19 protein-coding genes are annotated in these 22,235 nt (G+C 71.6%); 13 read left to right on the forward strand and 6 right to left on the reverse strand.

All coding sequences use genetic code 11. The features are described 5' to 3' along the window. The first annotated feature begins 52 nt into the window (after window positions 1-52). The 7 genes from ACQPYA_RS21900 to ACQPYA_RS21930 all read left to right on the forward strand — a co-directional run bounded on the left by ACQPYA_RS21900 (window position 53) and on the right by ACQPYA_RS21930 (window position 8,289). Window positions 53-1,588, forward strand: a complete 1,536-nt coding sequence (locus tag ACQPYA_RS21900) for a sugar ABC transporter ATP-binding protein (RefSeq protein ID WP_433528965.1) — start codon at window positions 53-55, stop codon at window positions 1,586-1,588. Next, entirely contained in the window at window positions 1,585-2,550 is a 966-nt protein-coding gene (locus tag ACQPYA_RS21905) for an ABC transporter permease (RefSeq protein WP_433528966.1), read from the forward strand. The genes ACQPYA_RS21900 and ACQPYA_RS21905 overlap by 4 nt, the downstream gene beginning before the upstream one ends. Then, window positions 2,547-3,575, forward strand: a complete 1,029-nt coding sequence (locus ACQPYA_RS21910) for an ABC transporter permease (RefSeq protein WP_433528967.1) — start codon at window positions 2,547-2,549, stop codon at window positions 3,573-3,575. The genes ACQPYA_RS21905 and ACQPYA_RS21910 overlap by 4 nt, the downstream gene beginning before the upstream one ends. A 50-nt stretch (window positions 3,576-3,625) precedes the next feature. Then, on the forward strand, window positions 3,626-4,612 hold the full coding sequence (locus ACQPYA_RS21915) for a sugar ABC transporter substrate-binding protein (RefSeq protein WP_433528968.1): 987 nt from the start codon (window positions 3,626-3,628) through the stop codon (window positions 4,610-4,612). Between the two features lie 91 nt (window positions 4,613-4,703). After that, the gene (locus tag ACQPYA_RS21920; protein WP_433528969.1) at window positions 4,704-5,990 is read left to right on the forward strand and encodes a M24 family metallopeptidase; all 1,287 of its coding nucleotides are present in this window, start codon (window positions 4,704-4,706) and stop codon (window positions 5,988-5,990) included. A gap of 35 nt (window positions 5,991-6,025) precedes the next feature. Next, window positions 6,026-6,829, forward strand: a complete 804-nt coding sequence (locus ACQPYA_RS21925) for an SDR family NAD(P)-dependent oxidoreductase (protein ID WP_433528970.1) — start codon at window positions 6,026-6,028, stop codon at window positions 6,827-6,829. Continuing rightward, a complete protein-coding gene (locus tag ACQPYA_RS21930; protein ID WP_433528971.1) occupies window positions 6,826-8,289 on the forward strand; it encodes an NAD-dependent succinate-semialdehyde dehydrogenase in 1,464 nt (487 codons plus the stop codon). The genes ACQPYA_RS21925 and ACQPYA_RS21930 overlap by 4 nt, the downstream gene beginning before the upstream one ends. Window positions 8,290-8,380: 91 nt before the next feature. Here ACQPYA_RS21930 and ACQPYA_RS21935 read toward each other — a convergent pair whose 3' ends face one another. Together ACQPYA_RS21935 and ACQPYA_RS21940 are read right to left on the reverse strand one after the other, a co-directional pair. Beyond that, complete coding sequence (locus ACQPYA_RS21935) at window positions 8,381-9,076, reverse strand: GntR family transcriptional regulator (RefSeq protein ID WP_433528972.1); 696 nt, start codon at window positions 9,074-9,076, stop codon at window positions 8,381-8,383. Between the two features lie 5 nt (window positions 9,077-9,081). Beyond that, on the reverse strand, window positions 9,082-9,585 hold the full coding sequence (locus tag ACQPYA_RS21940; protein ID WP_433528973.1) for a VOC family protein: 504 nt from the start codon (window positions 9,583-9,585) through the stop codon (window positions 9,082-9,084). 127 nt (window positions 9,586-9,712) lie between these two features. Between ACQPYA_RS21940 and ACQPYA_RS21945 the strand changes: the two genes are divergently transcribed. Both ACQPYA_RS21945 and ACQPYA_RS21950 read left to right on the forward strand, forming a co-directional pair. Next, window positions 9,713-11,893 carry an alpha-ketoacid dehydrogenase subunit alpha/beta gene (locus ACQPYA_RS21945; RefSeq protein WP_433528974.1) on the forward strand — a complete coding sequence of 727 codons (2,181 nt, stop codon included), beginning with the start codon at window positions 9,713-9,715 and terminating at the stop codon, window positions 11,891-11,893. A gap of 2 nt (window positions 11,894-11,895) precedes the next feature. Beyond that, on the forward strand, window positions 11,896-13,365 hold the full coding sequence (locus tag ACQPYA_RS21950) for a dihydrolipoamide acetyltransferase family protein (protein ID WP_433528975.1): 1,470 nt from the start codon (window positions 11,896-11,898) through the stop codon (window positions 13,363-13,365). 57 nt (window positions 13,366-13,422) lie between these two features. Here ACQPYA_RS21950 and ACQPYA_RS21955 read toward each other — a convergent pair whose 3' ends face one another. Next, window positions 13,423-13,977: an RNA 2'-phosphotransferase gene (locus ACQPYA_RS21955; protein WP_433528976.1), complete on the reverse strand. Its 555-nt coding sequence runs from the start codon at window positions 13,975-13,977 to the stop codon at window positions 13,423-13,425. A gap of 339 nt (window positions 13,978-14,316) precedes the next feature. Here ACQPYA_RS21955 and ACQPYA_RS21960 point away from each other — a divergent pair, with 339 nt between their 5' ends. Continuing rightward, window positions 14,317-14,766, forward strand: a complete 450-nt coding sequence (locus tag ACQPYA_RS21960; RefSeq protein WP_433528977.1) for a hypothetical protein — start codon at window positions 14,317-14,319, stop codon at window positions 14,764-14,766. A gap of 118 nt (window positions 14,767-14,884) precedes the next feature. Here the strand turns inward: ACQPYA_RS21960 and ACQPYA_RS21965 are convergent, their stop codons facing one another. Next, window positions 14,885-15,220 (reverse strand): hypothetical protein, encoded by a 336-nt coding sequence (locus ACQPYA_RS21965; RefSeq protein ID WP_433528978.1) that lies wholly within the window; start codon window positions 15,218-15,220, stop codon window positions 14,885-14,887. A gap of 575 nt (window positions 15,221-15,795) precedes the next feature. On the opposite strand from ACQPYA_RS21965, the gene ACQPYA_RS21970 reads away from it, so the two are divergent. The 3 genes from ACQPYA_RS21970 (at window position 15,796) to ACQPYA_RS21980 (ending at window position 18,846) form a co-directional block, all read left to right on the forward strand. Continuing rightward, complete coding sequence (locus tag ACQPYA_RS21970; protein ID WP_433528979.1) at window positions 15,796-16,593, forward strand: helix-turn-helix domain-containing protein; 798 nt, start codon at window positions 15,796-15,798, stop codon at window positions 16,591-16,593. Continuing rightward, entirely contained in the window at window positions 16,580-16,768 is a 189-nt protein-coding gene (locus ACQPYA_RS21975) for a DUF397 domain-containing protein (RefSeq protein WP_433528980.1), read from the forward strand. The genes ACQPYA_RS21970 and ACQPYA_RS21975 overlap by 14 nt, the downstream gene beginning before the upstream one ends. A 227-nt stretch (window positions 16,769-16,995) precedes the next feature. Then, on the forward strand, window positions 16,996-18,846 hold the full coding sequence (locus tag ACQPYA_RS21980) for a thiamine pyrophosphate-requiring protein (RefSeq protein WP_433528981.1): 1,851 nt from the start codon (window positions 16,996-16,998) through the stop codon (window positions 18,844-18,846). A 161-nt stretch (window positions 18,847-19,007) separates the two neighbouring features. Here the strand turns inward: ACQPYA_RS21980 and ACQPYA_RS21985 are convergent, their stop codons facing one another. Next, window positions 19,008-21,206: a transglycosylase domain-containing protein gene (locus tag ACQPYA_RS21985; protein ID WP_433528982.1), complete on the reverse strand. Its 2,199-nt coding sequence runs from the start codon at window positions 21,204-21,206 to the stop codon at window positions 19,008-19,010. 199 nt (window positions 21,207-21,405) lie between these two features. Then, window positions 21,406-22,224, reverse strand: a complete 819-nt coding sequence (locus ACQPYA_RS21990; RefSeq protein WP_433528983.1) for a hypothetical protein — start codon at window positions 22,222-22,224, stop codon at window positions 21,406-21,408. Between the last annotated feature and the right edge of the window lie 11 nt (window positions 22,225-22,235).

Genomic DNA, 22,235 nt, shown 5'->3' on the forward strand with positions numbered 1-22,235 from the left:
GAGAGAGCACTCCGGTTGGCCACAGCGAACAAGGGCCGCGAAGAGGGAGACCATGACCGTTGACCAGACCACACCCGAGGCACCGGGTCCGGTCGTCATCGAGGCCGAGTCGATCACCAAACGATTCGGCGGCGCCACGGCGGTCGACGGCGTGAGCATCGCCGTCCGGTCGGGCGAGATCTACGGACTCGTCGGCGAGAACGGCGCCGGCAAGTCGACCCTGATGCGGATCCTCGCCGGCATCCTGGCCCCGGACCAGGGCGCGGTACGCGTCGACGGCCGACCGCTCACCGGCGGCACCCGGGCCGCGCTCGACGCGGGAATCGCCCTGGTCCACCAGGAACTCAGCCTGGTGCCGGAGCTGACCACCGCCGAGAACATCATGCTCGGCGCCTTCCCGACCCGGCTCGGCTTCACCAACGCGCGGCAGTTGCGCGGTGTCGCGGCGGCGGCCCTCGACGAGATCGGCATCTCCGTCGACCTGGACGAACGGGTCGGACGGCTCTCCGTCGCGCTGCGCCAGTTCGTCGAGATCGCCCGCGCGGTGGCCCGCAAGCCGCGGGTGCTCATCCTGGACGAGCCGACCGCCACGCTGACGCCCGCCGAGACCGACTACCTGCTGACGATGTTGCAGCGTCTCGCCGCGGGCGGGCTCGCCATCGTCTACATCTCGCACCGCATCCCGGAGATCTTCCGGATCTGTGACCGGGTCACCGTGCTGCGCGACGGACACCTGATCGCGACCACGCCGATCCGCGAGACGACGCCGGCCGCGCTCGTCGACCAGATGGTCGGCCGGGAGTACAAGCTGGATCTTCAGATCCGCCGGGAGAGCCGGCCGGGTGAGGTGGTCCTGACCGCCCGGGGCGTCCGGGCCCACCGCGTCCGCGACGTCGACCTCGACGTCCGGGCCGGCGAGATCGTCGGGCTCGGCGGGCTGGTCGGCGCCGGCCGGACCGAACTGGTCCGCGCCATGATCGGCGCGGACGTCCGGAGCGCGGGCCGGGTGACGATCACCGCCGACGGCCGCACCAGACCGATCTCCACCTACCAGTCGGCGGTCCGCAACGGCGTGGCGTACGTCCCGGAGGAACGCCGCACCGACGGCCTGGCCCTAGGGATGTCCGTCGCGGAGAACATCGCGCTGCCGAACCGTCGCCGGCTCTCGACCGGCGGGGTGCTGCGCCGGTCGCGGATCAACACGTTCGCCCAGCGCCTCGCGGACAGCGTCGGCCTCCGCCCGCCGGACATCAGGAAGGACGCCGGCGACTACAGCGGCGGCAACCAGCAGAAGATCGTGATCGCGAAGTGGCTGGGTCGCCGGCCGAAGCTCATCGTCCTCGACGAGCCCACCCGAGGGGTGGACGTGGGCGCGAAGGCGGAGATCCACCGGCTGATCCGGGAGCTGGCGGACCGCGGCACCGCGGTCCTGGTCGTCAGCTCCGACCTGCCCGAGCTGCTGGAGCTCTCGGACGTGGTCCACGTGATCCGGGACGGCCGGATCGCCGGGACGCTCGCCGGCTCCGAGGCCGACGAGAGATCCGTCATGTCGCTGGCGGCCGGCGGCGGAATGGTGGGTAAGGAATGAACCGCAGCCAGTTGACCGGCGCGCAGACCCTCCGGTGGGTCTCCGAGCGGGGCATCTTCCTCTTCACGGCCGCGCTCGTCACCTTCGCCGCGCTCTTCATCGACGGCTTCGTGTCGATCGTCAACATCACCGACGTCTTCCACCGGGCCGCGCCGATCGGCATCGTCGCGGTCGGGATGACCTTCGTGGTGATCAGCGGCAACTATCTCGACCTGTCGGTCGTCGCCCAGGTGGCCACCGCCGCCGTGGTCCTGATCGCGGTGAGCAACTCCGCCGGCCTCGGGCCGGCCGTCCTCGCCGCGCTGGCGATCGCGCTGGTGTACGGCGTGGTCAACGGGGTGGCCGTCGGCTACCTGCGGGCCAACGCCGTGATCGTCACCCTCTCCACCACCTTCGTCGGCCTGGGCATCCTGCGATGGCTTTCCGGCGGCAGCATCTTCTTCGGTCCTCCCGACGGCCCGATCCGGGCGCTCGGCCAGGTCAAGGTCGTCGGGCTGCCGCTCTCCGCGCTGGTGCTGGTGGTGATGACCGCGCTCCTCGCCTTCCTGCTCGGCCGGACCAACTTCGGGTTCCTGGTGCGGTCGTTCGGCTCGAACCGGACCGCGACCCGGCTCGCCGGCGTCGACACCTCCCGCGTCGTGGTCGGTGCCTTTCTGATCACCTCACTGTCGGCCATGGTGGCGGGCTTCGTGCTCGCCGCGTTCTCCAACACCGCCGTCTCCACGATGGCGCAGGGGTTCGACTTCGGCGCCCTCGCCGCGATCATCATCGGCGGTACCAGCGTCTTCGGCGGCAAGGGCAGCGTCCTGCGCACCCTGCTGGGCGTCATCTTCGTCAGCGTGCTGACGAACATCCTCGTCCTGTCGAACATCGGGTTCGGCTGGCAGCAGATGGCCATCGGCGCGCTGATCGTGCTCGCCGTCTCCCTGGACACGTTGGCTCGGAAGGCGGCTCGGCGATGAACGGCACCCCCACCCTGAGGCTCGGTCCGGCCACCACCGACCGGTCGGCCCGGCTGCGCGCGGCACTGGCCCGGCGCACCGAGTGGCGGGGCATCGCCCTGCTCACCGTGGTGGTCATCGCCACCCTCACCTTCGAGCCGCTGGTGTTCACCGCCTACCCGGTCACCCTGGGCCGGGTCGCCCTCATCGGTCTGGTCGCGCTCGGCCTCACCGCCGTGATCCTCATGGGCGAGCTGGACCTGAGCGTGGCCAGCACCCTCGCCGTGGCCGGCGTGGTGATGGCGAGTATCCCGAACGTCGCCCTCGGCATCGTCGTCGCGCTCTGCGCCGGGCTCCTGATCGGACTCGTCAACGCGTTCTTCGTCGTCCGGGTCGGTATCAACTCGTTCATCGCCACCCTCGGCATGCTCTTCGTGCTCCGCGGCCTCGCCTTCGTCCTCTCCGGTGAGAAGCCGGTGCGGATGGCCGACATCGAGGCCGGCATCGCCTTCGGCTCACCGATCATCGGCCCGTTCACCCCCCGGGTCCTAATCTTCGTCCTGGTCTTCATCGGTCTACAGATCTTCGTGACCAAGGTCCGGGCCGGGCGGGAGTTCTACGCCGTGGGCGGGAACCGTCAGGCGGCCCGCGACGCGGGGATCCCGGTGTCCCGGCGACTCGTCACCGGCTTCATGCTCTCCGGCTTCGTCGCGGCTCTGGCCGGAGTCATCAACACCATGGAACGGACCGCCGCAGACCCCACCGCAGGGTCGACCGTCCTGCTGGCCAGCATCGCCGCCGCCATCATCGGCGGAGTCGCGCTGACCGGCGGTCGCGGCTCCATCGTCGGCACGCTCGTCGGGGCGCTGTCGCTCGGAATCATCGAGGTCGGCCTGACCCTCTCCGGGGTCCAGGTCGACGTACAGCAGATCTTCATCGGCGGCGTACTCCTGCTCGCCGTCATCACCGATCCCGCCAGCCTCCGCGCGGTCCTGGGGAACGCCCGCTCGTTCCTCTCCGGCCGACGCAGCGGGGCCCCGGCGTGAACCCACCACCCCCGCCCTCAGCGGTGACAGGCACACAAAAGGGGAACGACATGATGCTTCGTACTCGTGGGACCCGGGCAGCCGCCGGGCTCCTGGTCGCCACCGGAATGCTGCTCGCCGGGTGCGGATCCGGCGCCTCCGACGACGGCTCCGACAGCTACACCGTCTACGCCCTGCTCCCGCAGGGCACCGACCAGCCGTACGGAACCACCTACCTCCCGCCCATGCAGGAGGCCGCGACGAAGGCCGGCATCAAGCTGACCATCACCAACTCGCAGTACGACGCGGACAAGCAGGCGAGCGAGTGTGAGGTCGCGGTGGCGGCCCGTCCGGACCTCATCATCCTGTGGCCCGCCGTCGCGGACACCGTCCGGCCCTGCCTGGAGTCGGCCAAGGCGGCCGACATCCCGGTGACGGTGACCAACTCCGACGTCATCCCGGCGGACAAGAGCCTGATCAAGGCGTACTCCGGCCCGGACACCTACGGTCAGGGCGCGGCCTCCGCCGAGATCATGTGCGAACTCGCCGACGGCAAGCCGACCGGAATCCTGATGATCAACGGTCTGACCGGCAACACCACCGCGATCAACCGCCGGCAGGGCTTCCTGGACACCGTCCAGAAGAACTGCCCGAACGTCACCGTCCTGGCCGAGCAGCCGGGCAACTGGAACAAGGACACCTCGCAGACGGTCACCTCCGAGATGCTGACCTCGGTCGGCGCGGCGAAGGTGCAGGGAATCTACGCCGCCGACGACACCATGGTCGCCGGTGCGATCGACGCCCTCAAGGCCCAGGGCATCGACCCGAAGCCGCTGCTGATCACCTCGATCGGCAACACCAAGCTCGGCAACCCGTTGATCAAGTCGGGTGAGCTGGACGGCACCATCTTCCAGTCCTCCTCCTGGGATGGGCAGAACGCGGTCGTGGTGGCCGAGAAGGTGCTCAAGGGCGAGTCCGTCGACGAGAACCTCTTCATGCCCTCGGTCAAGGTGACCGCCGCCAACGCGGACAGCGCCGAGGTCGCGCCCGAGTGGTGAGTGCAGGTCACAACGGCCCACCGGGTCCCGGGGCGGACGACCACCGTCCCGGGACCGGTGGACCGCCGGTTCCAGATCGAGAGAAGGCACCATGACGCTGACGCAGAACCCACCGCCGCTCGTCCCCGCGCTGGATTTCGCCAACCGGACCATCCCCGCGCCCGGGCACATGTCCGTCGACTACGAGGCCCGGGTCGACTTCGACCGGCTCCGGGAGTACCGGCTGGGCCGCGCGTTGGCCGCGCTGGAGGCCAGTGGCTGCGGGGCTTTCCTGCTCTTCGACTTCTACAACATCCGGTACACCACACAGACCTGGATCGGCGGTGCGCTCGGCGACAAGATGTCCCGGTACGCCCTGCTGACCCGGGACGCCAAGCCGTACCTCTGGGACTTCGGTTCGGCCGCCAAGCACCACAAGCTCTACGCGCCCTGGCTGGAGCAGGAGCGCTGCCGGGCCGGCATGCTCGGGCTGCGTGGGGCGATCAGCCCGGAGGTCGGGCTGATGAAGGAGGCCGTCGCCACCATCAAGGGGCTGCTGGTCGACGCGGGCGTGGCCGACGAGCCGATCGGCGTCGACATCGTCGAGCCGGCGTTCCTCTTCGAGATGCAGGCCCAGGGGCTGCGGGTGGTGGACATCCAGCAGAGCATGCTCGACGCGCGTTCGATCAAGTCCGCCGACGAGATCATGTTGCTGAGCCAGGCCGCCGCCATGGTCGACGGCGTCTATCAGGAGATCGTCGACGTCCTCCGGCCCGGGGTCCGGGAGAACGAGATCGTCGCGCTGGCCAACAAGCGGCTCTACGAGATGGGCTCCGACCAGGTCGAGGCGGTCAACGCGGTCTCCGGTGAGCGCTGCAACCCGCACCCGCACAACTTCACCGACCGCATCATCCGCCCCGGCGACCAGGCGTTCTTCGACATCATCCACTCGTTCAACGGCTACCGCACCTGCTACTACCGCACCTTCTCGGTGGGCTGGGCGACGACCCCGCAGCGCGACGCGTACGCCCGGGCCCGGGAGTGGATGGACGCCGCGATCGACAAGGTCGCCGACGGGGTGGGCACCGACGAGGTCGCCCGGCTCTGGCCCCGTGCGACGGAGCTCGGGTTCGCCAGCGAGATGGACGCCTTCGGCCTCCAGTTCGGGCACGGACTCGGCCTGGGCCTGCACGAGCGGCCGATCATCTCCCGGCTGAACAGCCTGACCAACCCGGTCGAGATCAGAACCGGGATGGTCTTCGCGTTGGAGACCTACTGCCCGGCCAGCGACGGGGTCTCCGCCGCCCGCATCGAGGAGGAGGTCGTGGTGACCGAACGCGGCGCCGAGGTGCTGACCCGGTTCCCCGCCCAACAGTTGTTCGTCGCCAACGAATACTGACCCGCCTCGTCAACTCTCGAAGGGAAACAACAGCAATGGACACGACCCGCCTCGCAGGCAAGCACATTCTCGTCACCGGCGCCGCCCAGGGCATGGGCGCGGCGGTCGCCCGGCACTACGCGGCCCAGGGTGCCAAGGTGTGTCTCGGCGATGTCAACGTCGACGGCGTGGCCCAGGTGGCCGAGGAGATCCGGGCCGCCGGGGGTGTCGCGACGCACGTGCGGCTCGACGTGACCAGCGAGACCGAGGCGGCTGCCGCCGTCGCCCACACGGTCGAGCGGTTCGGCAGCATCAACGTGTTGCTGAACAACGCGGGCATCAACAAGCCGCTGTTCTTCCTGGACATCACCCGGGACAACTGGCAGCGCATCATGGACGTCAACGCCTGGGGCACGCTCAACTGCATGCAGGCCGCCGCGCGGCAGATGAAGGCGCAGGGGCGGCAGGAGTACCCGTACAAGATCATCAATGTCGGGTCGATCCTGTCCCGGGAGGTCTTCGACGACGTGGTGGTCTACTCGGCCAGCAAGCACGCGGTGCTCGCCATGATCAAGGGCGGGGCCAAGTCGCTCATCGAGCACAACATCACCGTCAACGGGTACGGCCCCGGCGTGGTCCGCACCGAGCTGTGGGAGCAGCTGGACCGCGATCTCGTCGCGATCGGCAAGTTCGACAAGCTCGGCGAGTCGATGGACACCCTGGCCGAGAACATGATCCTGATGAAGCGCTACTCCTACCCGGAGGACGTGGTCGGCACGGCCGCCTTCCTGGCCAGCCCGGACAGCGACTACATGACCGGCCAGCTGATCATGATCGACGGCGGCATGGTCCTCCAGTGAGCCCGACACCCGAGATCGGTGCCGGCGCGGCCCTGCCCGAGCCGAGGTCCGGGCTGCTCGTCGGTGGCGAGTGGCTCGACACCGCCGACCGGATCGAGGTCCGCGATCCGGCCTCGGGGGCGGTCCTGTCGACGGTCGCCGACGCCCGCCCCGACGAGGCGCTGGCGGCGGTGACCGCGGCGCACGACGCCTTCCCCGCCTGGGCGGAGACCGCACCACGGCAGCGGGCGGAGATCCTGCGCCGGGCGTACGAGCTGATGACCGCCGAGGCCGAGGTGGGCGCCCGGCTGATCGCCCTGGAGAACGGCAAGGCCTGGCGCGACGCGGTGGGCGAGGTCGGCTACGCGGCCGAGTTCTTCCGCTGGTTCTCCGAGGAGGCGTGCCGGGTCGCCGGCGACTTCCGGTACGCGCCGAGCCGGGACAAGACCATCGTGGTGGACCACCGCCCGATGGGCGTGGCGTACCTGATCACACCGTGGAACTTTCCGGCGGCGATGGCCACCCGCAAGCTCGCGCCGGCGCTCGCGGCGGGTTGCACCACGGTCCTGAAGCCGGCCGCCGAGACCCCGCTCACCGCGCTCTGGGTCGCCGACCTGCTGCACCGGGCCGGCGCACCGGCCGGCGTGGTCAACGTGGTCACGACCGCGAAGGCGGCCGAGGTGTCGACGGCGGTGCTCGCCGACCCCCGGGTGGCCACCCTCTCCTTCACCGGCTCCACCCCGGTCGGCAAGCTCCTGCTGGCCCAGACCGCCCGGCGGGTGCTGCCCTCCTCGATGGAGCTCGGCGGCAACGCGCCGTTCCTGGTGCTCGAAGGGGCCGACGTGTCCCGGGCGGTCGCCGGGGCGATGGTGGCGAAGCTGCGCAACGGCGGTGCGGCCTGCACCGCCGCCAACCGGTTCTACGTGCACGAGTCCCTGGTGCCGGCGTTCACCGAACAGTTCCGGGCGGCCCTGGCGGCGGTACGCGTCGGTCCCGGCATCGACCCGGCGACCGACCTCGGCGCGATGGTCAGCGTCAGGGAGCGCGACAAGATCCTCGCGTTGGTGGACCAGGCCACGGCGGAGGGGGCCGAGGCGGTCGAGGTCGGCACGGCACCACCGGGCGGGGCCTTCGTCGCGCCCCGCCTCGTCCGCAACGTCGCGCACGGCTCGATCCTGACCCGGACCGAGATCTTCGGTCCGGTCGCGCCGATCATCAGCGTGGCCGACGAGGCCGAGGCGATCCGGATGGCCAACGACACCGAGTACGGCCTGATCTCGTACGTCTACGCCCGGGACCATGGTGCCGGCATCCGGGTGGCCCGACGGTTGGAGTCGGGCATGGTGGCGGTCAACCGGGGCGTGGCGTCGGATCCGGCGGCGCCGTTCGGCGGGGTGAAGGAGTCGGGCCTGGGCCGGGAGGGCGGCTTCGCGGGGATACACGAGTTCCTGGAGACCCAGTACCTCGCCGTCGACCTGTGACCCACCCGCGCTCCGGTGGCACCGGGCGACAGGGCGCGGGCGACAGGGCCCCGGGTGCCGGAGAGGGGGCCGGCACCCGGGGCGACGCCGCTCACGGCGCCGGGGGCGCGAACAGCTCCGGATGCCGGACCAGTTCCAGCCGGGTCCGGCGGATGTGACCGGCGACGAATCGTTCCGTGTCGACCCGGTCGCGCCGGCGGATCGCGTCGAGCAGCAACCGGTGCTCGGCGTTGATGATCCAGCGTTCGCCCTGGCCGCGGTACATCATGAAGGCCCGGCGGTAGTACTGCGTCGAGTTCCACAGCGTCACCACCGTGGCCAGCAGCGTGTCGATCGGGCAGCCGGAGTAGGTGAGCAGGTGGAACTCCCGGTCGAGGGTGATGAAGTCGGCGACGTCGTCACTTGCCTCGATCTGTTCCTGGATCTCGGTCAGCCGGTCGATCGTCGGGTCGGGCAGGTGGGCGAGGCTCTCGTTGAGGGCGAGCGGTTCGAGCCGCTCGCGCATCCGGTAGAGCACCTCGACCTCGTGCAGGCTACGCAGCGGCACCCGGGCGCCCCGGTTGGCCTGCGACTCGGTGAGGCCCTCCGCCTCCAGGATGCGCAACGCCTCCCGGACCGGCAGCCGGCTCGCGCCGAGCCGCTCGGCGATCTCCTCCTGGTAGAGCCGGGTGCCGGGCGGGATCCGCCCGGCCAGGATGGACTCGCGCAGCTCGGCCGCGATCCGTTGGCTGGCCACCGCCGACTGCGGCTCGGCCGTCGGATCCGGGCCGGACGGCCGGATGCTCACGTCTGCTACCTCCAGCGGCCGGGGTCTCGGTCGTACGCGCGGCCATCAGGGTACGAGACCAGCTCGAACTGCATGCCCCACGGCGCGAGGAAGTAGACCCACCGTTGTCCCTCGTTGGCGCCCCGACTCGCGGTCGGCTCGCCGAGTACCCGCACCCCGTGCGCGCGGAGGTGGGAGACCGCCGCGTCGAGGTCGTCGACGTAGATCGCCACGTGGTGACCGCCGATGTCGCTGTTGCGCGGTGGGATCGTGCGCTGCTCCGGGGCCGAGTAGTGGAAGACCTCGAAGACGGTGTGGCCGCCGAGCCGGAAGAAGCTGTTGCGCACCATGACCGCCCGGGGGTGCACGTCGAGGTGCTCGGCCATCCAGTCGGTGTCGTCGGAGCGGAACGGGCCGAGCGAGTAGAGGTACTCCATCCCGAGCACGTCGACGAGGAACCGGCTGGCCTCGTCAAGATCCGGCACGGTGAACCCGACATGGTCGAAGCGACGCACTCCCGGCAACCCCACAACTCCCCCTTTGGATCCAAAACAACCTAGCCATCCGCGAACTACGGGCTGGTGTCCGCTCCAAGGCTTGATGATGGATCCATTCTGTGCCAGGCTCGGGTATCCCGACAAGAGCGGAACGGCACACATGACAGAGCGCACCACGTTGCGACCCGCCGTCGACTGGGTCGAACTCACCGCCACCGACACCGACTGGGACGCTGCCGCACCCAGCCTGTTGACCACGATGTTCAGCCAGCAGGTCCTGATCCGGGCCTTCGAGCACTGCGTGCTCCAGCTGGCCGCCGAGGGCCTCGTGCACGGCCCGGCCCACTCCAGCGTGGGGCAGGAGGGCGGCGCGGTCGGGTCCGTACTGGCGCTGCGGTCCACCGACACGGTCAACGGCTCCCACCGCGGTCACCACCAGTTCCTGGCCAAGGCCCTCGGTCACGTCGCGCCGGGCGGGATCGACCCCACCGTCCCGTTCGACGCCGAGGTACGCGCGCTCGCGCTGCGTACCCTGCGGGAGATCTGCGGCCTGGACCGCGGCTTCGCCCACGGCCGGGGCGGCTCCATGCACCTGCAGTGGAAGGAGGCCGGTGCCATCGGCACCAACGCCATCGTCGGCGGCGGTGTCCCCCTGGCCGCCGGGTCCGCCTTCGCCCACCAGCGCGCCGGCACCGACGCCGTCGCGGTGACCTACTTCGGTGACGGCGCGGTGAACATCGGCTCCACCCTGGAGACGTTCAACCTGGCCGCCGCCTGGTCGCTGCCGATCTGCTTCTTCATCGAGAACAACCAGTACGCGGTGTCGACCGCGGTGGCCGAGGCGACCGCCGAGCCCCGGCTCTCCGGTCGCGGTCCCGGCTTCGGCATCCGCAGCTGGCGGGTGGACGGGATGGATCCGCTCGCGGTGCACCTCGCCACCCTGGAGGCCGTGGCGCACATGCGGGCCGGCGGCGGACCGACCGTCATCGAGGCCGACCTCTACCGCTACTACCACCAGAACGGCGCCCTGCCGGGCAGCGCCTTCCGCTACCGGAGCAAGGAGGAGGAGCAACAGTGGCGCGCCCGGGACCCGATCGACCGGACCGCCGGCCACCTGATCCGACGCGGAATCCTCCACCCGGCGCAGGTGGACGAGGCGTACGCGCGGGCCGACGCGCTGCTGGCGGAGATCGCCGCCGAGATCACCGAGCCGGTGGCCGGCGGCAAGCCCGGCACCCGCCGGATCCGGCCGGCGGAGTGGCCCGACCCGGCCTTCGCCGACGTGGGCGTACGGGGTGACCTCAGCGAGTTCGACGGCGCGTACGTGGCCGACCGGGACACGTTCACCGGCGGCGTCGGGCAGGTCAAGTTCATCAACGCGGTGGCCGGGGTGATGGCCCGGCGGATGGCCGAGGACGACTCGATCGTGATCCTCGGCGAGGACGTGCATCGGCTCAACGGCGGCACCAACGGCGCCACCCGGGGACTGGCCGAAGCCCACCCCGACCGGGTGCTGGGCACTCCGATCAGCGAGAACGCCTTCGTCGGGCTGGGCGGCGGGATGGCCCTGGACGGCCGTCTCAAGCCGGTGGTGGAGCTGATGTACGCCGACTTCATGTGGGTCGCGGCGGACCAGCTGTTCAACCAGATCGGCAAGGCCCGGCACATGTTCGGCGGGGCCGGTTCGGTGCCGTTCGTGCTGCGGAGCAAGGTCGCGATGGGCACCGGCTACGGCTCCCAGCACTCGATGGATCCGGCCGGGGTCTTCGCCACCCAGCCGGGTTGGCGGATCGTGGCGCCCTCCACCCCGTACGACTATGTGGGCCTGATGAACAGCGCGCTGCGGTGCGCCGATCCGGTGGTCGTCCTCGAACACGTGGACCTCTACGGGTCGACGGGCGAGGGGCCGCTGGACGACCTGGACTACCACCTGCCGGTCGGCAAGGCCGCGCTCCGGCGCACCGGCGACGACCTCACCATCATCACCTACCTGGCGATGACCCGGTACGTGCTCGACGCGCTGGACACCCTCGACGGCGTCGCGGCCGACGTGATCGACCTGCGCTGGCTGGACCGGGCGTCGCTGGACTGGGACACCGTCGGGGAGAGCATCCGCAGGACCAACCGGGTGCTCATCGCCGAACAGGGCGCCCGGGGCACCTCGTACGGCGGCTGGCTCGCCGACGAGATCCAGCGGCGTTACTTCGACTGGCTCGACGAGCCCGTGCACCGGGTGACCGGCGGCGAGGCGTCGCCGAGCATCAGCCGGGTGCTGGAACGCGCGGCAATCGCCCAGTCGGCGGAGGTCGTCACCGCGGTCAAGAACCTTCTGGGGAGCTGAGCATGGCCCACATCCTGCGGGTGCCCGAGACGGCCGGCGCCGAGGCGGCGTTGCTGACCTGGTTCGTGGCCGAGAATGCCCGCTTCGCCGCCGGCGACACCCTGGTCAGCCTGGAGACCGACAAGGCCGTCCTGGACATCGACGCGGAGGCCGACGGCATCCTGGTCAAGATCCTGGTCGAGGAGGGTCGGCCCGTCGAGACGGCCGGCGCGCTGGCGGTCCTCGGCGCACCGGGCGAGACCGTCGACCTGACCGAGATCCTCGCCGGCCCGATCGCCGCCACAGTCCCGAACACCACCACGGATGCCACCACCGCCGCGGATGCCACCGCAGGCCCGGTCACTGGTGCGGGCCCGGTCGCTGATGCGGGGCCGGTCGCTGATGCGGGGCCGGTCGCTGATGCGGGGCCGGTCGCTGATGCGGGGCCGGTCGCTGATGCGGGGCCGGTCGCTGATGCGGGGCCGGGTGCCGGCCGTGCGCCCGTGGTGCAGCTCGGGGAGAGCCGGGCCCGGCTCTTCGCCAGCCCGATCGCGCGTCGGCTCGCACGGGAGGCCGGGCTGGACCTCACCGTGATCGCCGGCACCGGCGCCAACGGCCGCATCACCCGGCGCGACGTCGAGGCCGCGCGCCCTGCCCTCGCGACGTCCCCACCCCCAGCCGTCCCGACCGTGGCCGCCGCCCCGGCCGCCACGGCCGTGGCCACCCCGACCGCCTCAGCTACCCCGGCCGTGGCCGCCTCGGTCGCCGTGGCCGGAGCGGCGGTGACCAGCGGGCCGGCCGCCGCTGGCAGCGGGTACACCGAGATCCCGCACTCGCGGATCCGGCGGACCATCGCCAACCGGCTGGTGACGAGCAAGCAGCACACGCCGCACTTCTACCTACGGGGCAGCGCCCGGGTGGACGAGTTGCTGGCGCTGCGTACACAGATCAACCAGGGCCGGGCCGACCGGGTCTCGGTCACCGACCTCCTGGTCAAGGCGGTCGCCCAGGCGCACGTGGCGGTGCCCGCCATGAACGTCACCTGGACCGACGAGGCGGTGCGGCAGTACCGCTCGGTCGACATATCGGTCGCCGTCGCGACCGACCAGGGGCTGATCGCGCCGGTGTTGCGCGGCGTCGAGTCGATGGGTCTCGCCCAGGTATCCGCGGGCGTCCGGGACCTCGCGACCCGGGCCCGAGCCGGCCGGGTGGCCCCGGACGAACTGGTTGGCGGCACGGTAAGCCTCTCCAACCTGGGCGGTTACGGCACCGAGGAGTTCGCCGCGATCATCAACCCGCCGCAGGCGGCGATCCTTGCGGTGGGTGCGGCCCGGCCGGAGCCGGTCGTCCGGAACGGCCAGATCGAGGTGGGTACGGTGCTGCGGGTCACCCTCTCCGTCGACCACCGACCGGTCGACGGCGCGGTGGCCGCCGAGTGGATGCGTACCTTCCTTGCCCTGCTGGCAGCGCCGCTGCGGATCCTCACCGGTTGAGGAGGTCGAGCCCCCGTGGCACCCCGATCGGGAGCGGCTCGGGGTGCCACGGGCTCGTCAGGCGAGGGTGCGCCCGCCGGGCAGGGTTATCCAACGCGGTGGGACATGGCTGGTCAGCCAGACCCCGTTGGCGGCCCGGTGGAACACCAGGCCGAGCGCGTGCATGCCGGCCGCGTCGACGGTCAGGACGACCGGTTCGCCACGTCGGCCACCGACCGTCACGGCGGTCCGCCGGTCGGCGGAAAGATGCACATGGGTACGCCCGCGCGGCTGGAGTCCCTCGACGTCGATGCTGGCCAGGAAGCGGGCGACGGTGCCGTGGTAGAGCACGGGCGGCGGGGTGGCCGGTTGGAGCCGCAGGTCGACGCCGATCGAGTGCCCCTGGGCGGCCCGGATCCGCCCGTCCTGGACCTCGAAGCGTTGCTTGTCGGTGCCGGCGATGACCCGGTCGAGCAGCTCCGGGGTGACGGTCCGGCCGTGCCGGGCCAGCGCGGTGAGCAGAACGCCGACGTCGACCCAGCCGGCGTCGTCGAGAGCGATCCCGACCGCCTCCGGACGGTGCCGCAGCACGTACGCGAGAAGCTTGCTGACTGACGTGAGCTGGTCGGTCACGGCCAGCGCCGGATCTGGTCGAGAAGGTCCCGCACCAGAAACTGTCACTGCGGGCCCGCCGCGTCTGCTTCGGGCAGTTCCCGTTCGGCCATGGCTCACGACGATAGCGCCATGGCCAACCGACGGTCGTGCCGGAGCCACGCCCACCTGGACCGGCGTCGAACGCCTCGTCACCCGAACGCCTCGTCACCCGAACGCCTCGTCACCCGATCACTCGCCGTGCGGGAGCAATCGACGCGGTGACGCCGACCGATCCCGGGCCGGGACCCTGTCGTACCCGGTGGGCATGATGCCGGGTAGCGGTCGCGACGGGCGCACGCCGCGGAGAGGACGAGTCGAATGAGCGGCGGATTACCGAGCCGCATCCCGATCGATCACGACGACTACCACGCCGAACATGTCGGGCGCACCGCCGATGGCCGGCAGTTCTTCCTCACCACCCCGTTCGAGCCGGCCATGCGCGACGAGGACGACGGCCAGGAGTTCGTCGCTCTCTACCTCTTCGACGCCGACGGCAGGTTCCTGGAGGCCAGGATCGACGCCTTCGGTCCCCGCGCCCGGATGGACGACGCGGCGCGGCGAGCGACGTACGAGGCCCGGCTGATCGAACTCGGCGACGTCACCTTCACCCGCATCGAGGTCGAGCCGTTCGCGGTCGACCGCTTCGGCACGACCTTCGGGCTGATCCCGCGCGAGCCGGAGGGCGACGACGACACCTGGTGGGTCACCGTCGAGCCCGGCGACTACATGGCCTTCTCCGAGCCGTGGGACGGCGACTACGACACCTGACGAGGGCGACTCGACAGCTGGGGGGGCCAGCGGGACATCGCAGGGGCATCGGGTGGAGCGACCCGCCCGGCTCAGCGACTGTCGGGAACCCCCGGGGCCAGGGCTTCCCGACAATCGCTCAATCCGGCGGCCTGGTGGTCGGGCGGCGGGACGGGCCCCAGGCAACGAAGCGGTCGAAGAAGGACTGCGGCTCCGGGCCGTCGTGCGGGTTGAGGTGGTAGAGATCCCGCATCGCCTCGTACATCAGACCCGCGAGGTAGATCGACAAGCCGATCAGGTTGCCCTCGTACTCCGCCCGTAGCAGCAGCCGCGCCTCCGCGCACGGCCACGGCTGCCCGTCTGCGCGGCAGCACCACATCGGCCGCAACGGGGTGTGCGGCGGCTGGGTGCCGGCGGCGCGCGGACGCTCCGGCTCCGGGCCCCGGCCCGGCCTCGGCAGGCGCGTGCTGATCACCGACGGCCTCCGCTCGCCCGCCACCGCTGGCCCGGCGTCAACCAGCCCGCACATCCCGGACGTTGCATCGGCAACGGCCGCGTCGGCTCCCGCATCCACCCCGGCAGCCGCACCCCGCCGCCCGCTGCGGCAGAGCCGGCACCGCCGCACCCAGGCGGCAGAGCCGGCACCGCCGGTAGCCCCGGCGGAGCCTGCGGCAGAGTTGATCCCGGCGCACGTTGCGGCAGAGGTGGCATGGCCGGCACCGCCGGCAGCACGGTTGTCGGGCATTGGAACCACGGAACGCGCACGTCGACCTCCAGGGAGAACCTGTGGGTACGTTTCTTGTCGCCTCAGCAGCAAGAGATGTACCCGGAGCGGTGGGAAGGGGCCGCCCCTGCACGGGGGAACACGGGCGGCCCCGGGAGCAGGACCCGCCCCAGCCCTTCCCGGCGTGGAGCGGATCCGCTTACGTGACAGTCTGCTGAGGACACCGATACGCTCGAAAGGCATCGAGCCTGGTCACGGCGATGGTCGACGGATCTTGCCGGACACCCGGCAAGGCTTGGTGATCTTGGGGATTCCTTGGAGGGCGCATGGAAGGTGAGCAGAGCGTGGAGCTGATCCGCGTCCAGTTACGCAAGCAGCGGGCGTTGGCCGGCATGAACCAGGAGGAGTTCGGCAAGCGCACGAACTACTCGGGCTCGACGGTGTCCGCTGTGGAGACCGGCACCCGCGCGGTCGACCTGCCGTACGCCCGCCGGGCGGACGAGATCCTGGAGACCGGCGGTCTCTTCGAGTCGCTGCTCCGCACCGCGCAGCAGGACGGCCAGCCCGCCTGGTTCATGCCCTGGCTGAAGGCCGAGCGCGCCGCCCGGCAACTGCGCTACTTCAACCCGACGCTCATTCCCGGCCTCTTCCAGACCGAGAACTACGCCCGCGCGGTGCTACGCTTCGACGACACCCGGCCGGAGCAGGAAATCGAGCAACAGGTGGCGGCGCGGCTGGAACGCCAGGAGATCCTCAAGCGCGAACGCCCGCCGCAGGTCGTCGCGGTGATCGACGAGGCTGTCCTACGCCGCACCGACGCCATCATGGCCGAGCAACTGGCCCACCTACTGCGGATGGCCGAACTGCCACACGTTCACATCCACATCATCCCCGCCCGCGCCGGCCTGCACATCGGGCTGTGCGGGCCGCTCCTGTTGGCCATGCTGCCCGACGGCACCTGGATCGGGCACCTGGACAATCAGCTCGGTGGCGAGGCGTCCGACACCGAGGAGAAGGTGGCTAAACTCCTGGGCGTGTGGGAGTGCGTGCGGGCTATCGCCCTTCCCGAAGACCTCTCGATCGCTTTGATGAAGGAAGTTGAGAGCCAACATGGACCTCAGTAACGCCCGCTGGCGGAAGTCCACTCGGAGCAACTCATCCGCCGGCGACTGCGTCGAGGTGGCGGACAACCTGGCCGGGGTGGTCGCCGTGCGTGACAGCAAGGACCCCGCCGGCCCGGTACTCGCCTTCGACCCGGCCGCCTGGCGGTCCTTCCTCGGCTTCACCCGGCAGCACTGACCGCGCGGCCCGCTGTATCAAGGGCCCGCTGCCGGGCCGGCTCGAAGCCGGACCGGCAGCCCGGCCCGATCCCGGCCGACAACCCGGCCCCGAGCCGGACCGGCAGCGGCCAGGGCCCGGTCCCGACCAGTTGTCGCTGGCCCGTCGAACACGTCCCCGGCGCGGTGGTTTTGTCCGGGTAAGAAGGGGAATCCCGCGCCACCAGTCGCGACCGAAGGGTGGACCAGGTGAGCGCAGACCACGCCGGCAGCTACGTGCCGGCCGACCCGTGGCCGCTGCCCCGCGAGGCCACCGTCGCCGACCACATCGTGCAGCGGCTGGCCTGCTGGGGCGTCCGCCGGTACTTCGGCTACCCCGGCGACGGCATCAACGGCATGACCTCCGCCCTGCAACGCACCGGCGAGCAGGCGCAGTTCATCCAGGTACGACACGAGGAGACCGCCGGGTTCGCCGCGTCCGCGCACGTCAAGTACGGCGGCGGGCCGATCGGCGCGGTGCTGGTCACCAGCGGGCCGGGCGCCATCCACGCCCTCAACGGCCTCTACGACGCCAAGCTGGACCACCAGCCGGTGGTGGCGCTGGTCGGGCACACCGCGCTCACCGCCGAGGGCGGCGGCTACTACCAGGAGGTGGACCTGCTCGCCCTCTACAAGGACGTCGCGGCGGCGTTCCTGGCCCAGCTCGACCATCCCTCCCAGGTGCGGCACCTGGTCGACCGGGCCTGCCGGACCGCGCTGGCCCGGCGTACCGTCACCGCGCTGGTCCTCCCCCTCGACGTGCAGGATCTGGCGGCCGTGCCGAACCCGCCGCACGCGCACGGGTTCTACCAGACCAGCAGCGTGCCGAGCAGCGGCCCGACGGTCCCGCCGGAGCAGGACGTACGCCAGGCCGCCGAGGTGCTGCGCGGCGGCGAGCGGGTGGCCATGCTGGTCGGGCAGGGCGCGCTCGGCGCCGAGAACGAGGTACGCGAGGTGGCCCACCGGCTCGGCGCGGGGGTGGCGACGGCGCTGCTCGGGATGACCGTGGTGGATCACCGGGAGCCCTGGGTGACCGGCGCGATCGGCCTGCTCGGCACCCGGCCCAGCTGGCAGCTGATGAACCAGTGCGACCGGTTGCTGATCGTCGGCAGCAACATGCCGTACTCGGAGTTCTATCCGCCACCCGGCCAGGCGCGGGCGGTGCAGATCGACCACGACGGCACTCAGCTGGGCCTGCGGTACCCGACCGAGGTGAACCTGACCGGCGACGCCGCGCCGACGCTGCGTGCCCTGCTGCGGGAGCTGGGCCCCGGTCCGGGGCCGACCCGCTGGCGGCAGACCGTCGCCGGGGCCACCGCCGCGTGGCGGCAGGCGCAGCGGGACCTGGCCGGGCAGGAGGCCGACCCGGTCAACCCGCAGCGGCTCTTCGCCAGCCTCAGCGACCGGCTCCCCGACGACGTGATGATCGCCGTGGACTGCGGCACGACCACCGCCTGGTACGCCCGGCACCTGCGGGTCCGCCCGGGGATGCTGGCCAGCCTCTCCGGCACGCTGCTGTCGATGGGCGGCGCCATGCCGTACGCCCTCGCGGCCAAGTTCGCCCACCCGGACCGCCCGCTGGTCGCCCTGATCGGCGACGGGGCGATGCAGATGAACGGCGTCAACGAGCTGATCACCGTGGCGAAGTACTGGCGCGGCTGGGCCGATCCCCGCTTCGTGGTGCTGGTGCTCAACAACCGGGATCTCGCCTTCGTCAGCTGGGAGCAGCGCTCCACCGAGGGCACCCCGATGTTTTCCGACAGCCAGCAACTGCCCGACATCGCCTACCACCGCTGGGCCGAGGTGCTCGGGCTACGCGGCGATCTGGTCGACCACCCGGATCAGGTGACGCAGGCGTGGGACCGGGCGCTGCACGCCGACCGCCCCACGGTGATCAACGCCCTGGTCGACCCGGCCGAGCTGATGATGCCGCCGCACTTCACCGCCGATCAGGTCCGCAAGACCGCCGCGGCCGTGCTACGCGGCGACACCGACTGGGCCGGCATCATCCGCCGCGGCCTCCCCAGCGTAGTAACCACCTACCGCCCCCGCCGCCGGTAAGGAAGGGCCCCCTATTAACGCCTCGTGCATAGCAGGGGCCCCCTATTAACGCCCGAACCCGCGAGCGAGCAGCGGGCGAGCGCGAGTGCGGGCGGCGGCGCGGGCGGCACGGGCGGCGGGTGCGGGTGAGCGCGGGTGCGGGCGGCGGGCGCGGGCGGGCGTCAGCCGCGGCGGCCTTGCAGCCAGCGGTCGAAGGTGGAGAGGGGATCGTCGGCGGTCTGGCGGCGGTCGGTGAACGGGCCGCGTTCGACCGGGCGGCGCGGGTCGCCGACCAGGGTCTGGCTGGGCGCGGTGAACGCCTGCTCGGGCTGGCCGTCGACGGCGGTGGCGATGATCTGGGCGACCGCGTCGATGACCCGAGCCTGCACGGCGCTGCCGACCAGGTCGGTCGGGTCGTCCGGGTTGGCGGCGATGCCGGCGACCGCGACCTGCGGGGTGAAGCCGACGAAGGTCTCCGTGGCGGCGCGCTCGGAGCTGCCGGTCTTGCCGGCCACCGGACGGCCGTCGAGGATCCGGTTCACGGCGGTGGCGGTGCCGCCGTTGCACTGCCCGAACGCGGACTGCTGGCCCACCGGGCAGCGCGCCGCGTCGGTGGCGGCCCGGGCCACGTCGGGGTCGAGCGCCTGCCGGCAGGACGGGTCGCCGACCGGCAGCGGCTGACCGTCGGGCGCGGTCACCGACACCACCGGCAGCGGCGCGCAGTACGTCCCCTCCGCTGCCACGGTCGCGTACGCGTTGGCCAGGTCGAGCGGGGTGGTGGCGGCCACGCCGAGGGTGAAGGCCCCCCAGTTGGCCGCGTTGTCCTCGGCGAAGTTCGCGTCGGACTCGGCGCGGAAGGTGATGCCCAGCCGCTGGGCCATCTCGACCACCTTCTCCGGCCCGACCTGCTCGGCCAGCCAGACGAAGTACGTGTTCACCGAGCGGCCGAAGCCGTCCCACATCATCCGGTAGCCGTCCATCCACTGCGGGTTGGCGTTGGCCGGGCACCACTTGCCGCCGCAGCTGCTGTCGTCCGTGCCGGCCGAGTACCGGGTGGGCAGCCGGCTGGGCGCGTCGAAGCCGGTCGACAGGGGCCGGCCGGACTCCAGCGCGGCGAGCATGGTGAAGAGTTTGAACGTCGAGCCGGCCTGGTAGCCGGCGACGCTGCCGCCACCGGAGATCAGCGGGTTGACCGTGTTCGGATAGTTGACCTGCCCGTCCGGGTTGTCGTCGAGGCTGTAGTGCCGGTTGACCGCCATCGCCAGCACCCGGCCGGTGCCGGGCTCCACCGCGGCGATCGGCACGGCACGCGGGTTGTCGTACCCGTACACGCTGGTCGCCTGCTTCTGCGCGGTGGCCTGGACCTGCGGGTCCAGCGAGGTGACCACGGTGTAGCCGCCACCGCGCAGCGCCTGCTCGCGCTCGGCGACGGTGTCGCCGAACTCCGGCTGGGCCAGCCACCACCGGCGCAGGTAGTCGCAGAAGAAGCCCCAGCCGTCGCGCTCGCTGGCGGTGGCGGTGCAGCCGTTGGGCTGCTCGCTGGGGTGCAGGCCGAGCGGTTCGGCCTTGGCCTCGGCGGCCTGCTCGGCGCTGATCGCCCCGGTCTCGGCCATGGCGTCCAGCACGTACGCCCGCCGGGCCAGCGCCGCGTCGGCGTCGCCGTCGATCGGGCTGTACGCCTCCGGCGCCTGCACCAGGCCGGCGAGCAGGGCGGACTCGGCGAGGGTCAGCTCCGCCGGGGCGGTGGAGAAGTAGCGCTGGCTGGCGGCGGCGATCCCGTACGCCCCGGAGCCGAAGTACGCGATGTTGAGGTAGCGGTTGAGGATCTCGTCCTTGCCGAGGCGCTGCTCCAGCGCGTTGGCGTACCGGACCTCCTGGAGCTTGCGCCCGACGGTCTGCTCGGTGGCGGCGGCGCGCTCCTCGGCGGTGCGGCTCGGATCGGTCTTGAGCACGTTGCGCACGTACTGCATGGTCAGCGTCGAGCCCCCCTGCTCGGTGCCGCCCTCGGTGACGTTGGTGACCAGGGCCCGCAGCATGCCGCGCAGGTCGACCCCGCCGTGCTCGTAGAAGCGCCGGTCCTCGGCGGCCACGATCGCCTGCCGCATCACCGGCGCGATCTCCGCCAGCGTCACGTCGCTGCGGTTGACGTCGTAGAACGTGGTGATCAACGTCTTGCCGTCGTTGGCGTAGAGGTAGGACCGCTGCGGGGTGGCCGGGGTACGCAGCGCGTCCGGCAGCGCGGCGTAGTTGCCGAGTGCCGCCTGCGTGGCCAGACCGAGCAGCAGGTTGCCCGGCAGCGCGACGACCGCCAGCACGAGGCCGACGAGCACGCCGGTCAGCAGCACGGTGAACAGCCGCGACAGCGGCGTAGGGGTGGCCATGGTCACTAGGATTGCCACGAAAGCCGCGATCCGACCACCTCGACGGGCCGTTTGTCAGCCAATTCACCGCCCGTTGCCAGCCGCCTTTGCGCTGGTCAGCGCGGGGCCACAACGCCATCTGCGAAGTCGGCCAGCCGGCGCGCCCCCGCCCGATCGGGCACGGCAGGGGCGGCACCGGCAGCAACCGGACGGAGCCGGCTCAGGCCGCGCCCAGTGGGCCGGCGCCGCCCGGCGCCGCCGGTCCCGCCGGGCCGGCCGGCCCGGCGGTGGCGACGCTGGCGTTGGTGGCGTCCCGCAGGATCTCCCGGGGCATCAGGCGACCGGAGCGGTACGCGATGCCGATGCCGGCGATCAACACGAAGATCGCCCCGAAGGTCTGCAACGAACCGATCAGCGCCCCGCCGAGACCGAGCAACGGGCTGGCGATCATCAGCATCGTCCCGTCGCCCATGCTGAACATGCCCGAACGGGCCACCGCCCACCCGGTGCACAGCCAACCCACGCTGTAGCAGGCCGCGCCGACCAGCACCAGGGTCCGGGCGGTGGTGCCGAAGACCGGGGTCTGCTCGGCCAGCCCGGCGAAGGGCAGCATCAGCACCGTGCCGGCGATGCTGACCAGCAGCCCGGCCACGGCGGAGCGGCGGCTACGGGTGGCGGCGAGCAGGCCGGCCAGCCCGAGCAGGGCCAGCAGGCCGAGCCAGACCGCGGCCACCCAGCCGACCAGGTACAGCGGTCGTCCGTCGGCCGGGTACGGGTCGTTGCCGACCCCGCCGTCGCTGGCCATCGCCACCGCGCCGTAGAGGATCGCGTACGCCGGCAGCAGCCAGACCGCCGCCCGCGCCAGCCGGCGCAGGGACCAGGCCCAGCTGGCGTTGGTGGCCGGTCCGGGCGGGGCCGGCTCGTCGACGAAGGGCAGCACACCAAAACCGCCACCGGTACGCCGGGTGCCCGGCGGCCCGGCGGGGTCGTGCGCTCCCGGCACGTCCGGCGTGGACCACAAGCGCCTCAGTGGATCCATCCGTCACCTCG

This window comes from Micromonospora sp. CA-263727, assembly GCF_050942455.1.
Classification (GTDB): Bacteria; Actinomycetota; Actinomycetes; order Mycobacteriales; family Micromonosporaceae; genus Micromonospora.